General features: G+C 61.4%; 14 protein-coding genes and 1 pseudogene. 9 read left to right on the forward strand and 6 right to left on the reverse strand.

Annotated elements, in window-relative coordinates; translation table 11 throughout:
• Positions 1–18 precede the first annotated feature (18 nt).
• The 5 genes from hslU to AB4O25_RS20670 form a co-directional block, all read right to left on the reverse strand.
• Positions 19–1356: an ATP-dependent protease ATPase subunit HslU gene (hslU, locus tag AB4O25_RS20650; RefSeq protein WP_003171208.1), complete on the reverse strand. Its 1338-nt coding sequence runs from the start codon at positions 1354–1356 to the stop codon at positions 19–21.
• Positions 1357–1393: 37 nt separating this feature from the next.
• Entirely contained in the window at positions 1394–1924 is a 531-nt protein-coding gene (gene hslV / locus AB4O25_RS20655) for an ATP-dependent protease subunit HslV (RefSeq protein WP_003171209.1), read from the reverse strand.
• Between the two features lie 257 nt (positions 1925–2181).
• On the reverse strand, positions 2182–2883 hold the full coding sequence (locus AB4O25_RS20660) for an SPOR domain-containing protein (RefSeq protein ID WP_017526531.1): 702 nt from the start codon (positions 2881–2883) through the stop codon (positions 2182–2184).
• Between the two features lies 1 nt (position 2884).
• The gene (gene argS / locus AB4O25_RS20665) at positions 2885–4621 is read right to left on the reverse strand and encodes an arginine--tRNA ligase (protein ID WP_116078966.1); all 1737 of its coding nucleotides are present in this window, start codon (positions 4619–4621) and stop codon (positions 2885–2887) included.
• A gap of 186 nt (positions 4622–4807) precedes the next feature.
• The gene (locus AB4O25_RS20670; RefSeq protein ID WP_017526529.1) at positions 4808–7027 is read right to left on the reverse strand and encodes a primosomal protein N'; all 2220 of its coding nucleotides are present in this window, start codon (positions 7025–7027) and stop codon (positions 4808–4810) included.
• 227 nt (positions 7028–7254) lie between these two features.
• Here AB4O25_RS20670 and rpmE point away from each other — a divergent pair, with 227 nt between their 5' ends.
• The 3 genes from rpmE (at position 7255) to AB4O25_RS20685 (ending at position 9759) form a co-directional block, all read left to right on the forward strand.
• Entirely contained in the window at positions 7255–7488 is a 234-nt protein-coding gene (gene rpmE, locus AB4O25_RS20675; RefSeq protein WP_005784030.1) for a 50S ribosomal protein L31, read from the forward strand.
• 14 nt (positions 7489–7502) lie between these two features.
• The gene (locus AB4O25_RS20680; RefSeq protein WP_460149937.1) at positions 7503–8309 is read left to right on the forward strand and encodes a thermonuclease family protein; all 807 of its coding nucleotides are present in this window, start codon (positions 7503–7505) and stop codon (positions 8307–8309) included.
• 181 nt (positions 8310–8490) lie between these two features.
• Complete coding sequence (locus AB4O25_RS20685) at positions 8491–9759, forward strand: malic enzyme-like NAD(P)-binding protein (RefSeq protein ID WP_049710409.1); 1269 nt, start codon at positions 8491–8493, stop codon at positions 9757–9759.
• A 145-nt stretch (positions 9760–9904) separates the two neighbouring features.
• Here AB4O25_RS20685 and AB4O25_RS20690 read toward each other — a convergent pair whose 3' ends face one another.
• Positions 9905–12364, reverse strand: a complete 2460-nt coding sequence (locus AB4O25_RS20690; RefSeq protein WP_438811441.1) for a penicillin-binding protein 1A — start codon at positions 12362–12364, stop codon at positions 9905–9907.
• Positions 12365–12584: 220 nt separating this feature from the next.
• On the opposite strand from AB4O25_RS20690, the gene pilM reads away from it, so the two are divergent.
• From pilM to aroB, 6 genes and pseudogenes are all read left to right on the forward strand, one after another.
• Positions 12585–13238 (forward strand): type IV pilus biogenesis protein PilM, encoded by a 654-nt coding sequence (pilM, locus tag AB4O25_RS20695; protein WP_017526525.1) that lies wholly within the window; start codon positions 12585–12587, stop codon positions 13236–13238.
• Positions 13235–13789, forward strand: a complete 555-nt coding sequence (locus tag AB4O25_RS20700) for a PilN domain-containing protein (RefSeq protein ID WP_017526524.1) — start codon at positions 13235–13237, stop codon at positions 13787–13789. The genes pilM and AB4O25_RS20700 overlap by 4 nt, the downstream gene beginning before the upstream one ends.
• Positions 13786–14757, forward strand: a complete 972-nt coding sequence (locus AB4O25_RS20705; RefSeq protein ID WP_026067146.1) for a pilus assembly protein PilP — start codon at positions 13786–13788, stop codon at positions 14755–14757. The genes AB4O25_RS20700 and AB4O25_RS20705 overlap by 4 nt, the downstream gene beginning before the upstream one ends.
• Before the next feature lie 69 nt (positions 14758–14826).
• On the forward strand, positions 14827–16155 hold the full coding sequence (locus AB4O25_RS20710; RefSeq protein ID WP_068935682.1) for a type IV pilus secretin PilQ: 1329 nt from the start codon (positions 14827–14829) through the stop codon (positions 16153–16155).
• A gap of 4 nt (positions 16156–16159) precedes the next feature.
• Positions 16160–16677: pseudogene (gene aroK, locus AB4O25_RS20715) on the forward strand (shikimate kinase AroK).
• A 115-nt stretch (positions 16678–16792) separates the two neighbouring features.
• Positions 16793–17893, forward strand: a complete 1101-nt coding sequence (gene aroB / locus AB4O25_RS20720) for a 3-dehydroquinate synthase (RefSeq protein WP_065879486.1) — start codon at positions 16793–16795, stop codon at positions 17891–17893.
• The last annotated feature ends 3 nt before the right edge of the window (positions 17894–17896 follow it).

Here is a 17896-nt window from a genome sequence, read left to right on the forward strand (position 1 = left end):
AGCAGTTCGGTGTGAGGCTTACAGGATATACCGCGACAAATCTTCGTTCTGCGCCAATTCGCCCAAGTGGCTGTTGACGTAGTCAGCGTCGATCTTGATCGCCTCGCCATTCTGCGCACCAGCCATGTCGCCTGCGCTGAAGGACACTTCCTCAAGCAGGCGCTCAAGCAGTGTGTGCAGGCGACGGGCACCGATGTTCTCGGTCTTTTCATTGACCTGCCAGGCGATCTCCGCCAGGCGCTTGATGCCGTCGGCCTGGAACTCGATGCCCAGCCCTTCCGTTTTCAGCAGTTCGCGGTATTGCTCGGTCAGCGAGGCATGCGGTTCGCTGAGGATGCGTTCGAAGTCGCCCGGGGTCAGGGCCTTGAGCTCCACGCGGATCGGCAGGCGGCCTTGCAACTCCGGCACCAGGTCGCTTGGCTTGCTCAGGTGGAACGCGCCGGAGGCGATGAACAGGATGTGGTCGGTCTTGACCATGCCCAGCTTGGTGTTGACGGTGCAGCCTTCGATCAGCGGCAGCAGGTCACGCTGCACGCCTTCGCGGGACACGTCGACGCCGCCGGAATTGCCGCGCTTGGCCACCTTGTCGATCTCATCGATAAACACGATGCCATGTTGTTCGACCGCTTCGAGGGCCTTGGCCTTGAGCTCTTCCTCGTTCACCAGGCGCCCGGCTTCTTCGTCACGCACCAGTTTGAGCGCCTCTTTCACCTTGAGCTTGCGGCTTTTCTTCTTGCCCTTGCCCATGTTGGCGAACAGGTTCTGCAACTGGCTGGTCATTTCTTCCATGCCAGGCGGTGCGGAGATGTCCACGCCAGACACTTCGGCAACTTCGATCTCGATTTCCTTGTCATCCAACTGGCCTTCGCGCAGGCGCTTGCGGAACAGTTGGCGGGTGTTGGAATCCGACGACGGCGCGGCATCTTCGTTGAAGCCCATGCGCGCCGGTGGCAGCAGGGCATCGAGGATGCGCTCTTCGGCGGCGTCTTCGGCGCGGTGGCTGACCTTGGTCACTTCCTGTTCGCGCAGCATCTTCAGGGCGGCGTCGGCCAGATCACGGATGATCGACTCGACGTCCCGGCCCACATAGCCGACTTCGGTGAACTTGGTCGCTTCGACCTTGATGAACGGTGCATTGGCCAGTTTGGCCAGGCGCCGGGCAATCTCGGTTTTACCGACACCGGTCGGGCCGATCATCAGGATGTTCTTGGGCGTCACTTCAACGCGCAGTTCTTCGGGCAGTTGCATCCGGCGCCAGCGGTTACGCAGGGCGATGGCAACGGCGCGCTTGGCATCGTCCTGGCCGATGATATGGCGGTTAAGTTCGTGGACGATTTCGCGGGGAGTCATGGACATAGTGTTTGGCGGCCTCAAGCAGGAATAAGCCTACGGCTTACTCGGCGAGGTCCTGCTCCTCAATGGTCTGGTTGTGGTTGGTGAACACGCAGATATCGCCGGCGATGCCCAGGGCGGTCTCGACGATTTCCCGGGCCGACAGGTCGGTTTTCTTCAGCAGTGCGCTGGCCGCGGCCTGGGCGTAACCACCGCCGGAACCCATGGCGATCAGGCCATGTTCAGGCTCAACCACATCGCCATTGCCGGTGATGATCAAGGACGCGTCTTTGTTGGCCACGGCCAGCATGGCTTCCAGGCGGCTGAGGGAGCGGTCGGTGCGCCACTCTTTGGCGAGTTCGACGGCAGCGCGCACGAGGTGGCCCTGATGTTTCTCAAGCTGGCCTTCGAAACGCTCAAAAAGGGTAAAGGCATCGGCGGTGGCGCCCGCGAAGCCGGCGAGTACCTGACCGTGGTACAGGCGACGCACTTTTTTCGCGTTGCCTTTCATCACGGTATTACCCAGGGAAACCTGGCCGTCGCCGCCCATGACGACTTTGCCGTGGCGACGTACTGAAACGATGGTGGTCAAGGGGAGAGTCTCCACGCAGCGGGGCGAAAATGCCCTGATGGAAACTCATATGGGGGTGGTGGGGGTGATTTCAACCTTGAGTGCTTAGTGCGGACGAATGGTGTCTATTGGTCTGACACCCTTTCGAGAACACCGAGAAGCCAATTTGGGAGGGGGCTTGCTCCCGATAGCGGTGTGTCAGTCACCAGATTCATCGACTGACAGCCCGCCATCGAGGGCAAGCCCCCTCCCACATTTTGATCCATGTTGAGCCTGAATCAGCGGCTCTGGCGTTGTTGTAACAACAGGTTGCTAAACCCTGCTCCAGCCAATTGTTTCTGCGCCACGGTCAGTTGTTCACGGTTGCTGAACGGCCCCACCAGCACGCGATACCACGTCGCGTCCTTCACGGTGCCAGACTCCACCGTCACCGACTGGCCCAGCAGGATGATCTGCGCGCGTACACGGTCCGCATCCGCCTGCTTGGGGAACGAACCCGCCTGCAGGAAGAACTTGGTCACCGGCGCCGCCTTGGTTTCGGCAACCGGCGGAGCAGGTGGCGGGGTGATGCCGGCCAGTGCCGCCTGGGCGCGTGCGGTGTCGATTTTCGCCGCTTCCGCCGGCGTCACCGGGGTGGTCGGCACCTGCGGAGTCGGCAGGGTTTTCTCCGGCACGGCGTCAGGTGGCACGATCACTTCCGATTCCGGCAGCAGCGTGTAGAAGTCGTATTTGGGCTTCACTGGTGCGGTCGGGCTCGGCGCGGTCTTGTTGGCTTCGGCGATTTTGGTGGCCTTCTGCTGTTCCTGCTTGACCCGTTTGACGTCATCGCCCTGGCCCGGATCCAGCTTCATCAGGAACACCACAAACGCGCCGACCGAGAGGCCGATGGCCATCCACAACCAGCCTGGGATCGGCTTTTTCGCCGGGGCCTGGTAGCGGCTGGCGCCGCGCTTGGGTGCAGGTTTTTTCTTGGCAGCCAACTTACATACGCTCCAGAGTTTCCAGGCCCAACAGTTCCAGGCCTTGCTTGAGGGTCCGTCCAGCCAGTGCGGCGAGGCGCAGGCGACTTTGCTTCTGGGCTTCGTCGTCGGCGCTGAGGATCGGGCAATTCTCGTAGAAACTGGAGAACAGGCCGGCCACTTCATACAGGTAGCTGCACAGGATGTGCGGCGTGCCTTTCTCGCCGACGCTGTTCAACACTTCGCCAAATTGCGCCAGTTTCGCCGCCAGCTCCTGTTCGTGGGGCGCATCCAGCACGATCTGGCCTTCGACTTCGCTGAAGTCCTTGCCCAGCTTGCGGAACACACCGGCCACGCGGGTGTAGGCGTAGAGTAGGTACGGCGCGGTATTGCCTTCGAAGTTGAGCATCAGTTCGAAATTGAAGCTGTAGTCGCTGGTGCGGTGCTTGGACAGGTCGGCATATTTGACCGCGCCGATGCCCACCACGCGGGCGATGTTGCGCAGGTCGGCCTCGGCCAGTTCCGGGTTCTTTTCCTTGACCAGGCTGTAGGCGCGATCCTGGGCTTCGTTGAGCAGGTCGATCAGCTTGACGGTGCCCCCATCGCGGGTCTTGAACGGGCGGCCATCGGCGCCGTTCATGGTGCCGAAGCCCATGTGTTCCATGTGCATCGGGTGGGTGACGAAGCCCGCGCGACGCGCCACTTCGAACACCTGCTGGAAGTGCAGGGCCTGGCGTTGGTCGACGAAGTACAACGCACGGTCAGCCTTGAGCACGCCGCTGCGATAGCGCACGGCGGCCAGGTCGGTGGTGGCATAGAGGTAACCGCCATCGGCCTTGACGATGATCACCGGCAACGGCTCGCCGTCGGCGGTCTTGAATTCTTCAAGGAACACGCACTGCGCGCCGTTGCTCTCCACCAACAGGCCCTTGGCCTTGAGGTCGTTGACCACATTGATCAGGTCGTCGTTGTAGGCGCTTTCGCCCATCACGTCGGCCATGGTCAATTTGACGTTGAGCAGTTCGTAGATTTCCTGGCAGTGGGACAGGGAAATCTCACGGAAGCGGTTCCACAGCTCCAGGCATTCGGCGTCGCCGGCCTGCAGCTTGACCACCAGGCCACGGGCGCGGTCGGCGAATTCTTCGGATTCGTCAAAGCGCTTCTTGGCGGCGCGGTAGAAGTTCTCCAGGTCCGACAGCTCATTGCTGGTGATGGGGTTCTCTTGCAGGTACGCCATCAGCATGCCGAACTGGGTGCCCCAGTCGCCCACGTGGTTCTGACGGATCACGTTGTCGCCGAGAAACTCCAGCACCCGCGCCACGCCGTCGCCAATGATGGTGGAGCGCAGGTGGCCCACGTGCATCTCTTTGGCCAGGTTCGGTGCCGACAGGTCGACGACCACGCGCTGGGTGGCGCCGGCCTTGCGGGCGCCTATTTTTGCGTCAGCCAGCGCGGCGTCCAGGCGCGAGGCCAGTGCCTGGGTGTTCTGGAAGAAGTTGATAAAGCCGGGGCCGGCGATTTCGGCCTTGGTGACACTCTCGTCGACCGGCAGCGCGGCGATGATTTTTTCCGCCAGGTCGCGCGGTTTCATGCCGGCGGGCTTGGACAGCATCATCGCAATGTTGCTGGCGAAGTCACCGTGGGTCTTGTCGCGGGTGTTTTCCACCTGGATCGCCGGCGTCAGGCCTTCAGGCAACACACCTTCGTTGACGAGTTGGGTGAGGGCTTGTTGGATCAGCTGGCGAATGGTGTCTTTCATGGTGTTCTCTTTCGACCGCAAGCGGCGGCGCGCGATGCGCAGGTGGAAAAACTGGGCATTATCCGTGGCGAGGGCGGGCTTGCCAACCGTTCAGACCAGATGGCGGACCTGCGGGCCTCATCGCGGGCACGCCCGCTCCCGCATTTAACGGTGTTCACCTTTCAAAATGTGGGAGTTGGCTTGCTACTAATACAAATCTACCGGGTCCACATCCAACGACCATCGCACCTGCCGCCCGCTGGGTATTTGCTCCAGAGCAAGTAACCAGCTACTTAATAAGCGATGCAGTGGCGCGCGCGAGGTGGCTTGTAACAGTAGCTGAGCGCGATAACGTCCCGCGCGGCGTTCCATGGGCGCGGGCACCGGGCCGAGCAGTTCGATGCCGCTCAGGCCCAGTTCGCCTAGCAACCGCTCGGCGGCACTGCACGCCTCGTCCAGGAAACCTTCGGCCTGCCCCGGCTTGTGCGCCTCGGCGCGCAGCAAGGCCAGGTGGGCAAACGGCGGCAGGCCGGCGGAGCGGCGTTCGCTCAGGGCCTGTTCGGCGAAGGCAAAATAACCTTGTTCGGTCAGTTGAATCAGCAGCGGGTGGTCGGCCAGGTGCGTCTGGATAATCACTTTGCCCGGCTCTTCGGCACGCCCGGCGCGCCCGGCCACTTGCACGATCAACTGCGCCATGCGCTCGCTGGCGCGGAAGTCGCCGGAGAACAGGCCGCCGTCGGCGTCCAGGATCGACACCAGGGTCACCCGGGGAAAGTGGTGCCCCTTGGCGAGCATCTGCGTGCCCACCAGGATGCATGGCTGGCCCTTCTGGATGGTCGCGAACAGTTGGTTCATCGCATCTTTGCGCGAGGTGCTGTCGCGGTCGACCCGCAGCACGGGGTAGTCCGGGAACAGAATGCCCAGGCGCTCTTCGGCGCGCTCGGTGCCCGCGCCAACCGGGCGCAGGTCGACCTTGCCGCACTGCGGGCAGTGGCGGGGCACGCGCTCCACATGGCCGCAGTGATGGCAGCGCAACTCGCCATAGCGCTGGTGCACGGTCATGCGCGCATCGCAGCGCTCGCATTCGGACATCCAGCCGCAGTCATGGCACAGCAGCGTCGGCGCAAAGCCGCGGCGGTTAAGAAACACCAGGACTTGCTGGCCGGCGGCGAGGGTTTGGCCTATCGCTTGCTGCATCGGCCCGGAAATACCGCTGTCCAGCGGGCGGCTTTTTACGTCCAGGCGCAGGAAGCGCGGTTGTTTGGCGCCGCCGGCGCGTTCATTCAGGCGTAGGAGTCCGTAACGGCCGGTGTAGGCGTTGTGCAGGCTCTCCAGGGACGGCGTGGCCGAACCGAGCACGATCGGGATGTCTTCCTGGCGGGCGCGCACCAGCGCCAGGTCGCGGGCGTGGTAGCGCAGGCCTTCCTGCTGCTTATAGGAGCCGTCGTGTTCTTCGTCGATGATGATCAGCCCGGGGTTCTTCATTGGCGTGAACAGCGCCGAACGCGTGCCGATAATAATGTCGGCCTCGCCATCCCGTGCCGCCAGCCATGACTCCAGGCGCTCACGGTCGTTGACCGCCGAGTGCACCAGGGCGATGCGGGCATTGAAGCGTTGCTCGAAACGCGCCAGGGTCTGCGGGCCGAGGTTGATCTCAGGGATCAGTACCAGCGCCTGTTTGCCGGCTTGCAGGGTTTCGCGGATCAACTGCAAATAGACTTCGGTCTTGCCACTGCCGGTGACGCCGGCCAGCAGGAACGCATGGAAACTGTCGAAACCTGCGCGAATCGCCTCGTAAGCGGCGCGTTGCTCGGGGTTCAGCGGCAGTTCCGGCTGGGCCAGCCAATGTTCGTGGCGTGGGTCAGGGGCGTGTTTGCGGATTTCGACCTGTACCAAGCCTTTGGCCAGCAACAGGTCGAGGCTGTCTTTGCTCAGCATCAGCTTGCTTAAAAGCTGATGGGCCACGCCGTGAGGGTGCTGGGCCAGTGTCGCCAGGGCTTCGCGTTGACGCGGCGCGCGTGCGATGCGCGGGTCATCGAGGCGTGCGCCGGGGGCCATCGACCAGAAGCGCTCCTGACGCGCCTCGGCCAGTTCGCCCTGCCGCAACAGCACTGGCAACGCCCAGCTCAGGGTGTCGCCCAGGCTGTGCTGGTAATACTGGGCTGTCCACAGGCACAGCTTGAACAGCGCGTGCGGCAGTGGCGCCGTGGCATCAAGGATCGCCAGGGCGGGCTTGAGCTTTTCGGCGGGCACTTCGCTGTGATCGGCGATTTCGATCAGGATGCCGATCATCTCCCGGCGGCCAAACGGCACGCGTACGCGCATGCCCGGCTGCAACTGCGCCCGCAGCACGCCGGCCGGGGCTCGATAGTCGAACAGGCGGCGCAGGGGCGAGGGCAGGGCTAGGCGCAAAATGGCGTCGGGCACGCGGGGAGTCTCATATAAAGGCGGGTGACGGTGCAGGGGCGCGAGCCTAGCAGACGAGGGGGGTGTTGGGTATGCCATGGTTTTCTGATGAAAGGTGCTTTTATGTTGACAGGCGATAGGTGCCGCAGCTTGCGCGTTTAAAAAGGTCTGGTAGAATCCGCGGCCTAATTACGTGCGGTATTCGACAATAGTGTCGAGTGGCGGCACGCTAGCCCGAGGAAGTCACCATGAAAGCCGATATCCATCCAGCGTACGAAACCATCGAAGTTACCTGCAGCTGCGGCAACAAGTTCGAAACCCGTTCGAACCTGTGCAAGCCACTGGGTACTGACGTATGCAACGAGTGCCACCCGTTCTACACCGGTAAGCAGAAGACTCTGGACACCGGCGGCCGCGTACAGCGCTTCGCAGATCGCTTTGGTGCTTTCGGCAAGAAGCCTGCTGCTACTCCAGCAGAGTAAGGCTCAAAAGCCTTATGGGCTTTTGCCAGCTGTTGAAAAAGGCGTCCCTCGCGGGCGCCTTTTTTGTGCCTGGGATTTGGCAGCAGGCCGCTCAGGCCGAGGTGTTTTGCCCTGCGCCAGCGTCCGTGGTCCGGGTTGAAGTACAGCGCGTGGTCGATGGCGACACCGTGCGCCTCAAGGATGGCCGCAGCGTGCGCATGATCGGCGTCAACGCCCCGGAAACCGCTAAAAAGGGGCGTGGCGACGAGCCTTATGCGGTCGCTGCCCGCCAGCGTTTGCAGGCGTTGGTGGCGGCCAGTGAAGGTCGCGTCGGCTTGGTGCCGGGGCGCGAGCGAAAAGACCGCTACGGACGTACCCTGGCCCACCTTTACGGTGCCGATGGCGAAAACCTCGAGGCGCGCTTGCTCGCCGAAGGCTTGGGGTTTCAAGTGGGGGTCGCGCCCAATGTTGACCTCGTCGCTTGCCAGCAGGCGGCGGAAAACAGCGCCCGCCAGGCCGGGTTGGGGCTCTGGCGGCAATCGCCGGTGCAATCGGTGAGCGACCTCAGGCAATCCGGTTTTGCGCTGGTCAGCGGCCGGGTGAGCAAGATCGAGCGCAATCGCGGCGGCATCTGGATTCAATTGCAGGGCTCACTGGTATTGCGCGTGGCGCCCGATCTTGCCCGCCAGTTCGACAGTGGCTTGCTCAATGGTCTGCAAGGCAAGACAATCGAGGCGCGCGGTTGGGTGCAGGATCGCTCCAGGCAGGGGCGCCTGAAAAACGGTCAAGCGCGTTGGCTGCTGCCGCTGACCGATCCCGGTATGCTCAAATCGACAGATTAATAAAAAATTGTAGACATTTTTTTATTCAATTGTGAACAGTTGAGCCCTTGTATCCCGTGGCCTTAGACCAAAGTACGGCGCTTTGGGGCCTTGACACCTGTGACTGCCCAGTCTTGTAGGGGCTTTACGACACGAGTATCCTCGGCGGTCCGTCGACCAACAGTAAAAGCGGAATGCCGATATGTCTGATTTGAAAACTGCCGCTCTCGAATATCATGCCCATCCTCGTCCAGGAAAGCTGAGTGTAGAGCTCACCAAGGCCACCGCTACCGCCCGCGACCTGTCGCTGGCCTACAGCCCCGGCGTGGCCGAGCCCGTACGTGAAATCGCCCGTGACCCTGAGCTGGCGTACAAGTACACCGGCAAGGGCAACCTGGTTGCAGTGATTTCCGATGGCACCGCGATTCTCGGCCTGGGAAACCTCGGCCCATTGGCATCCAAGCCAGTCATGGAAGGTAAGGGCGTGCTGTTCAAGCGCTTCGCCGGCATTGACGTATTCGACATCGAAGTCGACTCCGAAAGCCCGCAGGCCTTCATCGATACCGTCAAGCGCATCTCCATCACCTTCGGTGGCATCAACCTGGAAGACATCAAGGCACCTGAGTGCTTCGAAATCGAAAAGGCCCTGATCGAGCAATGTGACATTCCGGTATTCCACGATGACCAGCACGGCACCGCGATCGTTACCGCGGCCGGCATGATCAACGCCCTGGAAATCGCCGGCAAAACCCTGGCTGATGCCAAGATCGTCTGCCTGGGCGCCGGCGCTGCGGCTATCTCCTGCATGAAGCTGATCGTGAGCATGGGTGCCAAGCTGGAAAACATCTACATGGTCGACAGCAAGGGCGTGATCCAGTCCGAGCGTACCGACCTGAACCAGTACAAGGCGATGTTTGCCCACCCGTCCTCCAAGCGCACCCTGGCTGACGCCCTCGACGGCGCCGATGTGTTCGTCGGCCTGTCCGGCCCGAACCTGCTGAGCGCTGAAGGCCTGAAGTCCATGGCGGCCAACCCGATCGTGTTCGCCTGCTCCAACCCAGACCCAGAGATCTCGCCGGAGCTGGCCCACGCCACTCGTAACGATGTGATCATGGCCACCGGTCGTTCGGACTACCCGAACCAGGTCAACAACGTACTGGGCTTCCCGTTCATCTTCCGTGGTGCCCTGGACGTTCGCGCCAAGCGCATCAACGAAGAGATGAAAGTCGCGGCCGCCAATGCCCTGCGTGAACTGGCCAAGCTGCCGGTACCTCAGGATGTATGCGACGCCTACGGTGGCGCCAAACTGGAATTCGGCCGTGAGTACATCATTCCGAAGCCAATGGACAAGCGCCTGATCACCCTGATCTCCGATGCCGTGGCCAAAGCCGCAATCGAGACTGGTGTGGCCACCCTGCCGTATCCGAAGAACTACCCGCTGCAAAGCGTGGATGATGTGTTCAACGGCTAAGCCGTTGTAGCGCACCAACAAAAAGCCCCGGCTCTTGCGAGTCGGGGCTTTTTTGTGGGCGTTTTAATTGAGCCTTGTGAAGATCTAAATGTGGGAGGGGCAAGCCCCCTCCCACGTTTGGATCTCTATTGGCTTGAAGTAGCGATTAGAACAGATCGATCGGCGCCGCTTCATCCGCCGGCAGCGGGCTGCCCGGTACCACGCCATTGCCCAGCTCGTTGATCGACGGCGGCGTGTCTTCGCTCTTGAACAGCTCGAAGTAAGCATTCGGCGTGCTTGGCGAGGCTGCACGACCACTCACTGGGTCGATCCGCAGGCTGAGGATGCCTTCCGGCTCCGGCTGGGTATGCAGCGGCTTGTCCTTCAGGGCCGCGCCCATGTAACTCATCCAGATCGGCAGTGCGACGGTGCCACCGAACTCACGGCGGCCGAGGCTTTCCGGTTGGTCGTAGCCGGTCCACACGGTGGTCACGTAGTCCGCGTTATAACCGGAGAACCAGGCATCCTTGGACTCGTTGGTGGTACCGGTCTTGCCCGCGATATCCGCGCGGCCCAGGGCCAGGGCGCGACGGCCGGTGCCTTTCTTGATCACGTCTTCGAGGATGCTGTTGAGGATATAAGTGGTACGGCCATCCACAATGCGCTCGGCAACGGCCGGTGTCTGCGGTTCCGTCGGGGCGGCCGTCGTGGACGGCGCGGCGCCTGGAGTCGGCTCAATGGTAATGCCACCGTTGCTTGGCGCTGCCAGGCCATCGGTGGCCGCCACGCCGTTGACCACATCGCCCGGCACCCGTGGCGGGTTGGCGGTGAACAGGGTGTCTCCGTTGCGGCTTTCGATCTTGTCGATCAGGTACGGCGTGATCTTGTAGCCGCCGTTGGCGAAGGTGCTCCAGCCGGTGGCGATTTCCATTGGCGTGAGCGTCGCGGTGCCGAGGGCCAGGGACAGGTTCGGTGGCAGGTCCGACTTGGCGAAGCCAAAGCGCGTGATGTAGTCGATGGTCTTGCCTACGCCCATCGCTTGCAGCAGGCGGATCGAGACCAGGTTGCGCGACTTATACAGGGCCTCGCGGATGCGGATCGGGCCAAGGAAGGTATTGGTGTCGTTCTTCGGGCGCCAGACCTTGTCCAGGTACTCGTCGACAAACACGATAGGTGCATCGTTGACCAGGCTGGCGGCGGTGTAGCCGTTATCCAATGCAGCACTGTAAATGAACGGTTTGAAACTCGAACCCGGTTGGCGCTTGGCCTGGGTGGCGCGGTTGTAGTTGCTCTGCTCGAACGCAAAGCCGCCCACCAGGGCACGGATCGCACCGTTCTGCGGGTCCAGCGATACCAGCGCGCTCTGGGCCAGCGGCACCTGGCTGAATTTGAGGCTGTCGTCTTTCTGGCGTTGTACGCGGATCAGGTCACCCACTTGAGCGACGTCCGATGGCTGCTTGGGCATCGGGCCCATGCTGTTGGTATTCAGGAAGGGGCGCGCCCACTTCATGCTGTCCCACGCCACATGGGCTTCGCCGGCGCGGGTCAGCACCTGCAGGCCGTCTTTCTTTACCTGGGTAACGATCGCCGGCTCCAGGCCGCTGATTGCGCGTTGCTTGCCCAGTTCGGTGGTCCAGGCGCTCAGAGTCTTGCCCGGCAGGCGCGACTCAGGGCCACGGTAGCCATGGCGCTGGTCGTAAGTGATCAGGCCGGAATGCACCGAATCATTGGCAATTTCCTGCAGGTTGCTCGGAACGGTCGTGGTCACGCGGAAGCCTTCGGTGTAGGCCTCGCTGCCATAACGGCCGACCATTTCGGCACGGGCCATTTCGGCGATGTACGGTGCATTCACTTCCGGCGTCGGGACGTGGTAGCTGGCGTTCAGCGGTTCGGCGACCGCGCTTTCATAGGCGGCCTGGTCGATCTTGCCCAGCTTGTACATGCGCCCCAGGATCCAGTCGCGACGCTCTTTACTGCGCGCCGGGTTGGCCAGGGGGTTGAAACGCGAAGGGGCCTTGGGCAGGCCGGCAATCATCGCCATCTGCGCCAGGCTGGCGTCACGAATGGACTTGCCGTAGTACACCTGCGAAGCGGCTTCGATGCCGTAGGCGCGGTTACCCAGGTAAATCTTGTTGACGTACAGCTCAAGGATCTCGTCCTTGGTCAACTGGCGTTCGATCTGCAGGGCCAGCAGGATCTCGGTGGCTTTGCGCGAAAAACTGCGTTCGCTGGTGAGGAAGAAGTTCTTCGCCACCTGCATGGTGATGGTGCTGCCACCGGATTGAATGTGTCCGCTTTTTACCAACTGCGTGGCGGCGCGCACCAGGCTGCTCGGATCGACGCCGTAGTGATTGGCGAAATTGTCATCTTCGGCGGACAGCAGGGCGCTGATGAAATTGGGCGGAATGTCGGCAAAACGGATCGGTGTGCGGCGCATTTCGCCGAACTCCGCGATCAATTTTTCATCGCTGCTGTAGACCCGCAAAGGAATCTGCAACTGGATACTTCTAAGGGCCTCTACCGATGGCAAACCCGGACTAAGGTAGAGGTAAGCCCCGCTGAGCACGAGCAGCAGCCCGCAGACGATGGCGACAATGGAGTACCCGAAAAACTTCAGCAGACGAATCAAGGCTTTTGGATTTCCAGAGAAAAGAATGAGTTACGCGTCGGGGCATGCATGGCAAACGATGGATCAACCCGAGCTGCAGATAAAAAGCGGGGAAAAACGCTGGGCATTAAAGCATTTTCGCCTTGGGACGTCATTCGCGGCTCTTTAACAAGTCGACCGAATGCAGGGTGCACAACAGCAATCAAGCGGTATGACAGGTAAAGTTTTGGGGAGTTTTATGGGAAAGGGATTTTTCCGGCGCAAAGTGGATACCTTGCTGGGCGTCGATATCAGTGACACGGCTATCAGGTTGGTCGAGCTGGCGCGTTCAGGCAGCGGCTACAGTATCCGAGCCTATGCCACGCAGGGGCTGCCTGCCCAAGCTGTGGTGGATGGCTCGGTGTTGGACCTCGAAGGCGCAGGCCTTGCTCTGCGCACGGCGTTGTCGCGCATGCAGACCTCGGCCCGCGCAGCGGCAGTGGCGGTGACTGGGCCATCGGTCATCACGCGGGTGGTCGAGTTGGACGCCGGGCTCGGCGATGATGAGATGAGCTGGATGATCCAGATGGAGGCCGAGCAGTACATTCCGTATCCGCTGGACGACATGGCCATCGACTTTCAGGTCCAGGGCCCGTCAGCTCACCATCCTGCACGGGTCGAGGTGCTGCTGGCGGCGTGCCTGAAGGCGCACGTGGAAGCCCGAGAAGCGGTTTTGGCACTGGCGGGGCTGGTGCCGGCGGTGATTGATGTTGAAGCGTTTGCATTGGCGCGCGCGAGCAGTCAGGATTTCGCCAGCTTCACGCCGGGCCATCGAGTCGATGGTGCACAATGGGCCGTGGATGCCCAAGGGATGGGAGTTGCTTGCGGGCTGGCCCTGAGGAGTTTCGCTTGAAGACACGAATCAACCTTTTGCCTTGGCGCCAGGCGCTGGCGGAGCGGCGGCGCAAATACTTCCTGGCGTTTCTGCTGGCGTTTGCCTGCATGGCGCTGGCGGCCGTGTGGCTGGCCGATCAGGTGATCGACCAGGCGATCGATCGGCAAGTGACGCGTAATAGCCACGTGGCTCAGGACGTGGCCCTTCAGGATTCCAGCATCAAGACCCTCGACGACCTGCGGGAGCAAAGCCAGCTATTGGCAAAGCGCATGAAGGTTGTGCAGGACCTGCACGATGCCCGCTCATCCAGCGCCCAGCTGTTGGACCAATTGGCGCGCGCGGTACCCGACGGCGTGCATCTGCATGAAGTGGTGGCCAAGGGCGATACGGTGAGTATCAGTGGCAGTGCTGAGTCCAGCCAGGATATCGCTCAACTGATGCGCCGTCTGGAAGCATCCGAAGGCGGCCACGCGACGCGGTTGCAGCATGTGCGAACCGAAGGCACGCATGGCGCCAACGAATTTCAATTGATGGTGCGTCATGGAGAGTCCGCTGAGGCCCAGCCATGAGCCTGCCCAGGCTCGATTTCTACGCACTGACCCATAACGCCGCAAAATGGCCCCTACCTGGCAAGGTCTTGCTTGGCTGCGCGCTGGCGGGCTTGGTGCTGGCGGCGGCCGACCTTGTGCTCCTGAGCCCGTTGCGCGAGCGCTTGTCTCAGGTCCAGGCACAGGAAGAGGTCCTACGGCGCCAGCTTGCAGAAAAAACTGCCTTGGCCGCTGGCCTTGAGGCGAAGGCCCGGCAGTTCCAGCATGTGCAGAAGAACGCTGAGCAGCTTTTGCAGCAATTGCCAGGCGAGTCCGAAATGCCCGGCCTGCTGGAGGATATTGCTCGGTTGGCGCTGGCCAATGGGCTGGTGGTCGAGAGCGTCACGCCGTTGGATGAGCGCCCTCAAGCGTTCTATGTTGAACAGCCCGTGCAAGTCGGCGTTACCGGGAATTACCACGACCTGGCGACGTTCGTCAGTACCTTGGGTGGCCTTTCGCGAATGACGACGGTGCACGATGTTGCCCTGCAGCGGGATGGCGCGTTGTTGCGACTTGATCTGCTGGCCAGGACCTATTGGCTTGCACGGCCAGGCGCCACGCGGGGCAGGCCGGTCGCACAGGCGCCGTCCTTTGTCTATGACGCTGGCGCGCTGCGCGATCCGTTCCAGCCGCTGGCCATGCAAGTCGATCGTGTGCCGTTGAGGGCGGGCCTTGCGCCAGACCTCGCTCGATCACGAGGCTTGCTGGAAGGTCTTGCGGTGGATCAGTTCGAAATGGTCGGCACGCTGTCCCGTGGAACGCAGACCTTCGCGTTGCTGCGTGCCGCCTCAACGGTGTATCGCCTGGCGGTCGGCGATTACCTGGGGCGGGATCATGGGCGGGTCACGGCCATCGATGAGCGCCATCTCGAATTGGTCGAATTGTTCCCCGATGAACAGGGCGCATGGCTGGAGCGCCCGCGAACCCTCGTGCTAAACGTCAATTCATAACGGAATAAAACAATGAAAAGGATGTTTTCGTCCTTCGGTGTGGCGCTATGGATAGCGTTCACGACACCGATGGTTATTGCTGTGCCCAATCGTGTGGATCTGATCCAACTACCACCTCCGGTGAGCGCCGCGGTATTGGATGCCTATACCGGTGACAAACTCAATCTCAACTTCCAGAACATCGAGTTGCGCGCCGTCTTGCAGCAAATTGCCGATGTGGCGGGCCTCAACCTGGTGGCCAGCGACGACGTGCAAGGCTCGATTACGCTGCGACTCAAGGGCGTGCCTTGGGATCAGGCCCTGGACCTGGTGCTGCAAACCAAGGGGTTGGATAAACGGGTAAAAGCCGGCGTATTGCTGGTGGCGCCCGCTGAAGAGTTGGCTGCGCGCGAGTTGCTCACCTTGGAGTCACGCAAGCAAATGGCTGACCTGGCGCCACTGCGTCGTGAGTTGCTGCAGGTCAATTACGCCAAGGCGGCGGACCTGGCCAAGTTGTTTCAGTCGGTGAACGGGCTGGAAGGCACGACCGATGAGCGCGGCTCGGTGGCAGTGGATGATCGCACGAACAATATCATCGCTTACCAGACCCACGAGCGGCTTGAAGAGCTGCGGCGGATCGTGGCGCAGTTGGACATCCCGGTGCGTCAGGTGATGATCGAGGCGCGGATTGTCGAGGCGAATGTCGACTACGACAAAAGCCTGGGTGTGCGCTGGGGTGGGCGGCTCAATCGTGGTCATTGGAGTGCCGGCGGTATCAATAAACCCTTGGCCGAGGGGGCGGAGCCGCCGGAAAACCCACCCAGCTCGCCGTTTGTCGACATGGGGTCGCTCACCGCTGCTTCAGGCCTGGGTATTGCCTACATCACCGACAATTTGCTGCTCGACCTGGAACTGACGGCCATGGAGAAAACCGGCAACGGCGAGATTGTCTCGCAGCCCAAGGTGGTCACCTCCGACAAGGAGACCGCACGTATCCTGAAGGGCACCGAAATTCCCTATCAGGAATCCACCTCCCAGGGTGCAACCTCCGTGTCATTCAAGGAGGCCTCGCTGTCCCTGGAGGTTACGCCGCAAATCACCCCCGACGACCATGTGATCATGGTGGTCAAAGTCACCAAGGATGAGCCCGACTACCTGAACAAACTCAATGACGTACCGCCCATCAAGAAAAACGAGGTCAACGCCAAGGTGCTGGTCAAGGATGGCGAGACCATCGTTATTGGCGGAGTTTTCTCCAATACCCAGAGCAAAGTGGTAGATAAAGTGCCATTTTTGGGCGATGTGCCGTATCTTGGCCGCCTTTTCCGGCGCGATGTGCTGGCGGAGAAAAAATCCGAGCTGCTGGTATTCCTGACTCCGCGTATTATGAATAACCAGGCGATTGCTGTGAGTCGTTGATTCTGTGCGAAATTTGATTCTTGTAGGACCGATGGGGCTGGAAAAAGCACCATCGGCCGTTTGCTTGCCAAAGAGCTGCGCCTGCCATTCAAAGACTCCGACAAGGAAATTGAATTGCGCACGGGTGCCAATATCCCGTGGATCTTCGATAAAGAAGGCGAACTGGGCTTTCGTGACCGCGAACAGGCGATGATCGCCGAGCTGTGCGGCTGCGATGGCGTGGTATTGGCTACCGGGGGTGGCGCGGTGATGCGCGATGAAAACCGTCGGGCGCTGCATGCCGGTGGTCGGGTGGTCTATTTGCATGCGTCGGTCGAGCAGCAGGTGGGCCGTACGGCACGCGATCGCAATCGCCCGTTGTTGCGCACGGCCAACCCGGAAAAAACCTTGCGCGACCTGCTGGCGTTGCGCGATCCGCTGTATCGGGAAATCGCCGATCTGGTGGTGGAAACCGATGAGCGGCCGCCTCGGATGGTGGTTCTCGACATCCTGGAGCGTCTGCAACGGCTGCCACCCCGTTAAAGCCAGGCCCGAAATGCGCTATTCTCGGCGGCGCGCTATGACCCCAAGGGGTGTGGCGTAGAGCCATCAGGCAGCGGACGTTGCCGGTCGTCAATCATCTCTAACGCGGGGACACATGCAGACACTTAAGGTCGATCTAGGCGAGCGCAGCTACCCGATCCATATTGGCGAAGGTCTGTTGGACCAGCCCGAATTGCTGGCGCCGCATATTGCCGGGCGGCAAGTGGCGATCATTTCCAATGAAACGGTTGCGCCGCTATATCTTGAGCGTTTGAGCCGCAGCCTGGCGGCGTACTCGGTGATCTCGGTGATTTTGCCTGACGGCGAAGCCCACAAGAATTGGGAAACCCTGCAACTGATTTTCGATGGCCTGCTGACCGCACGCCATGATCGGCGTACCACCGTGATCGCCCTGGGCGGCGGTGTGATCGGCGACATGGCCGGGTTTGCGGCGGCCTGCTACCAGCGTGGCGTGGACTTCATCCAAGTGCCGACCACCCTGCTGTCCCAGGTCGATTCGTCGGTGGGCGGCAAGACCGGCATCAACCACCCGCTGGGCAAGAATATGGTCGGCGCGTTCTACCAGCCGCAGGCTGTGCTGATTGATACCGCGACCCTCAACACCTTGCCGCCGCGCGAGCTGTCGGCGGGCCTTGCGGAAGTCATCAAGTATGGGTTGATCTGCGATGAGCCTTTCCTGGCCTGGCTCGAAGAACATGTGGATGCGCTGCGCAACCTCGATCAAGCGGCACTGACCGAGGCGATTTCCCGCTCCTGCGCCGCCAAGGCGCTGGTGGTGAATGCCGACGAGCGCGAGTCCGGTGTACGGGCCACCCTGAACCTGGGCCATACCTTCGGCCACGCGATCGAAACGCACATGGGCTATGGTGTGTGGTTGCATGGTGAGGCCGTGGCGGCTGGCACCGTGATGGCGTTGGAGATGTCGCAACGCCTGGGCTGGATCAGTGCCCAGGAGCGTGACCGTGGTATCCGCCTGTTCCAGCGTGCCGGTTTGCCGGTTATTCCGCCCGAAGAGATGAGCGAGGCGGACTTCCTCGAGCATATGGCGATAGACAAGAAAGTGATCGACGGTCGACTGCGACTGGTGCTGCTGCGCCATATGGGTGAAGCGGTGGTGACCGACGATTATCCGAAAGAGATTTTACAGGCCACGCTGGGAGCGGATTACCGCGCCCTGGCCCAGCTTAAAGGTTAATAA

The organism is Pseudomonas sp. S3_A03 (genome assembly GCF_054668275.1).

Excerpts from the sequence above, each read along its gene's own strand:
- hslU (WP_003171208.1), bottom strand. The coding sequence starts at position 1,356 with ATGTCCATGACTCCCCGCGAAATCGTCCACGAACTTAACCGCCATATC.
- argS (WP_116078966.1), bottom strand. The coding sequence starts at position 4,621 with ATGAAAGACACCATTCGCCAGCTGATCCAACAAGCCCTCACCCAACTC.
- rpmE (WP_005784030.1), top strand. The coding sequence starts at position 7,255 with ATGAAAGCCGATATCCATCCAGCGTACGAAACCATCGAAGTTACCTGC.
- AB4O25_RS20680 (WP_460149937.1), top strand. The coding sequence starts at position 7,503 with ATGGGCTTTTGCCAGCTGTTGAAAAAGGCGTCCCTCGCGGGCGCCTTT.
- AB4O25_RS20685 (WP_049710409.1), top strand. The coding sequence starts at position 8,491 with ATGTCTGATTTGAAAACTGCCGCTCTCGAATATCATGCCCATCCTCGT.
- pilM (WP_017526525.1), top strand. The coding sequence starts at position 12,585 with ATGGGAAAGGGATTTTTCCGGCGCAAAGTGGATACCTTGCTGGGCGTC.
- AB4O25_RS20705 (WP_026067146.1), top strand. The coding sequence starts at position 13,786 with ATGAGCCTGCCCAGGCTCGATTTCTACGCACTGACCCATAACGCCGCA.
- AB4O25_RS20710 (WP_068935682.1), top strand. The coding sequence starts at position 14,827 with ATGGTTATTGCTGTGCCCAATCGTGTGGATCTGATCCAACTACCACCT.
- aroB (WP_065879486.1), top strand. The coding sequence starts at position 16,793 with ATGCAGACACTTAAGGTCGATCTAGGCGAGCGCAGCTACCCGATCCAT.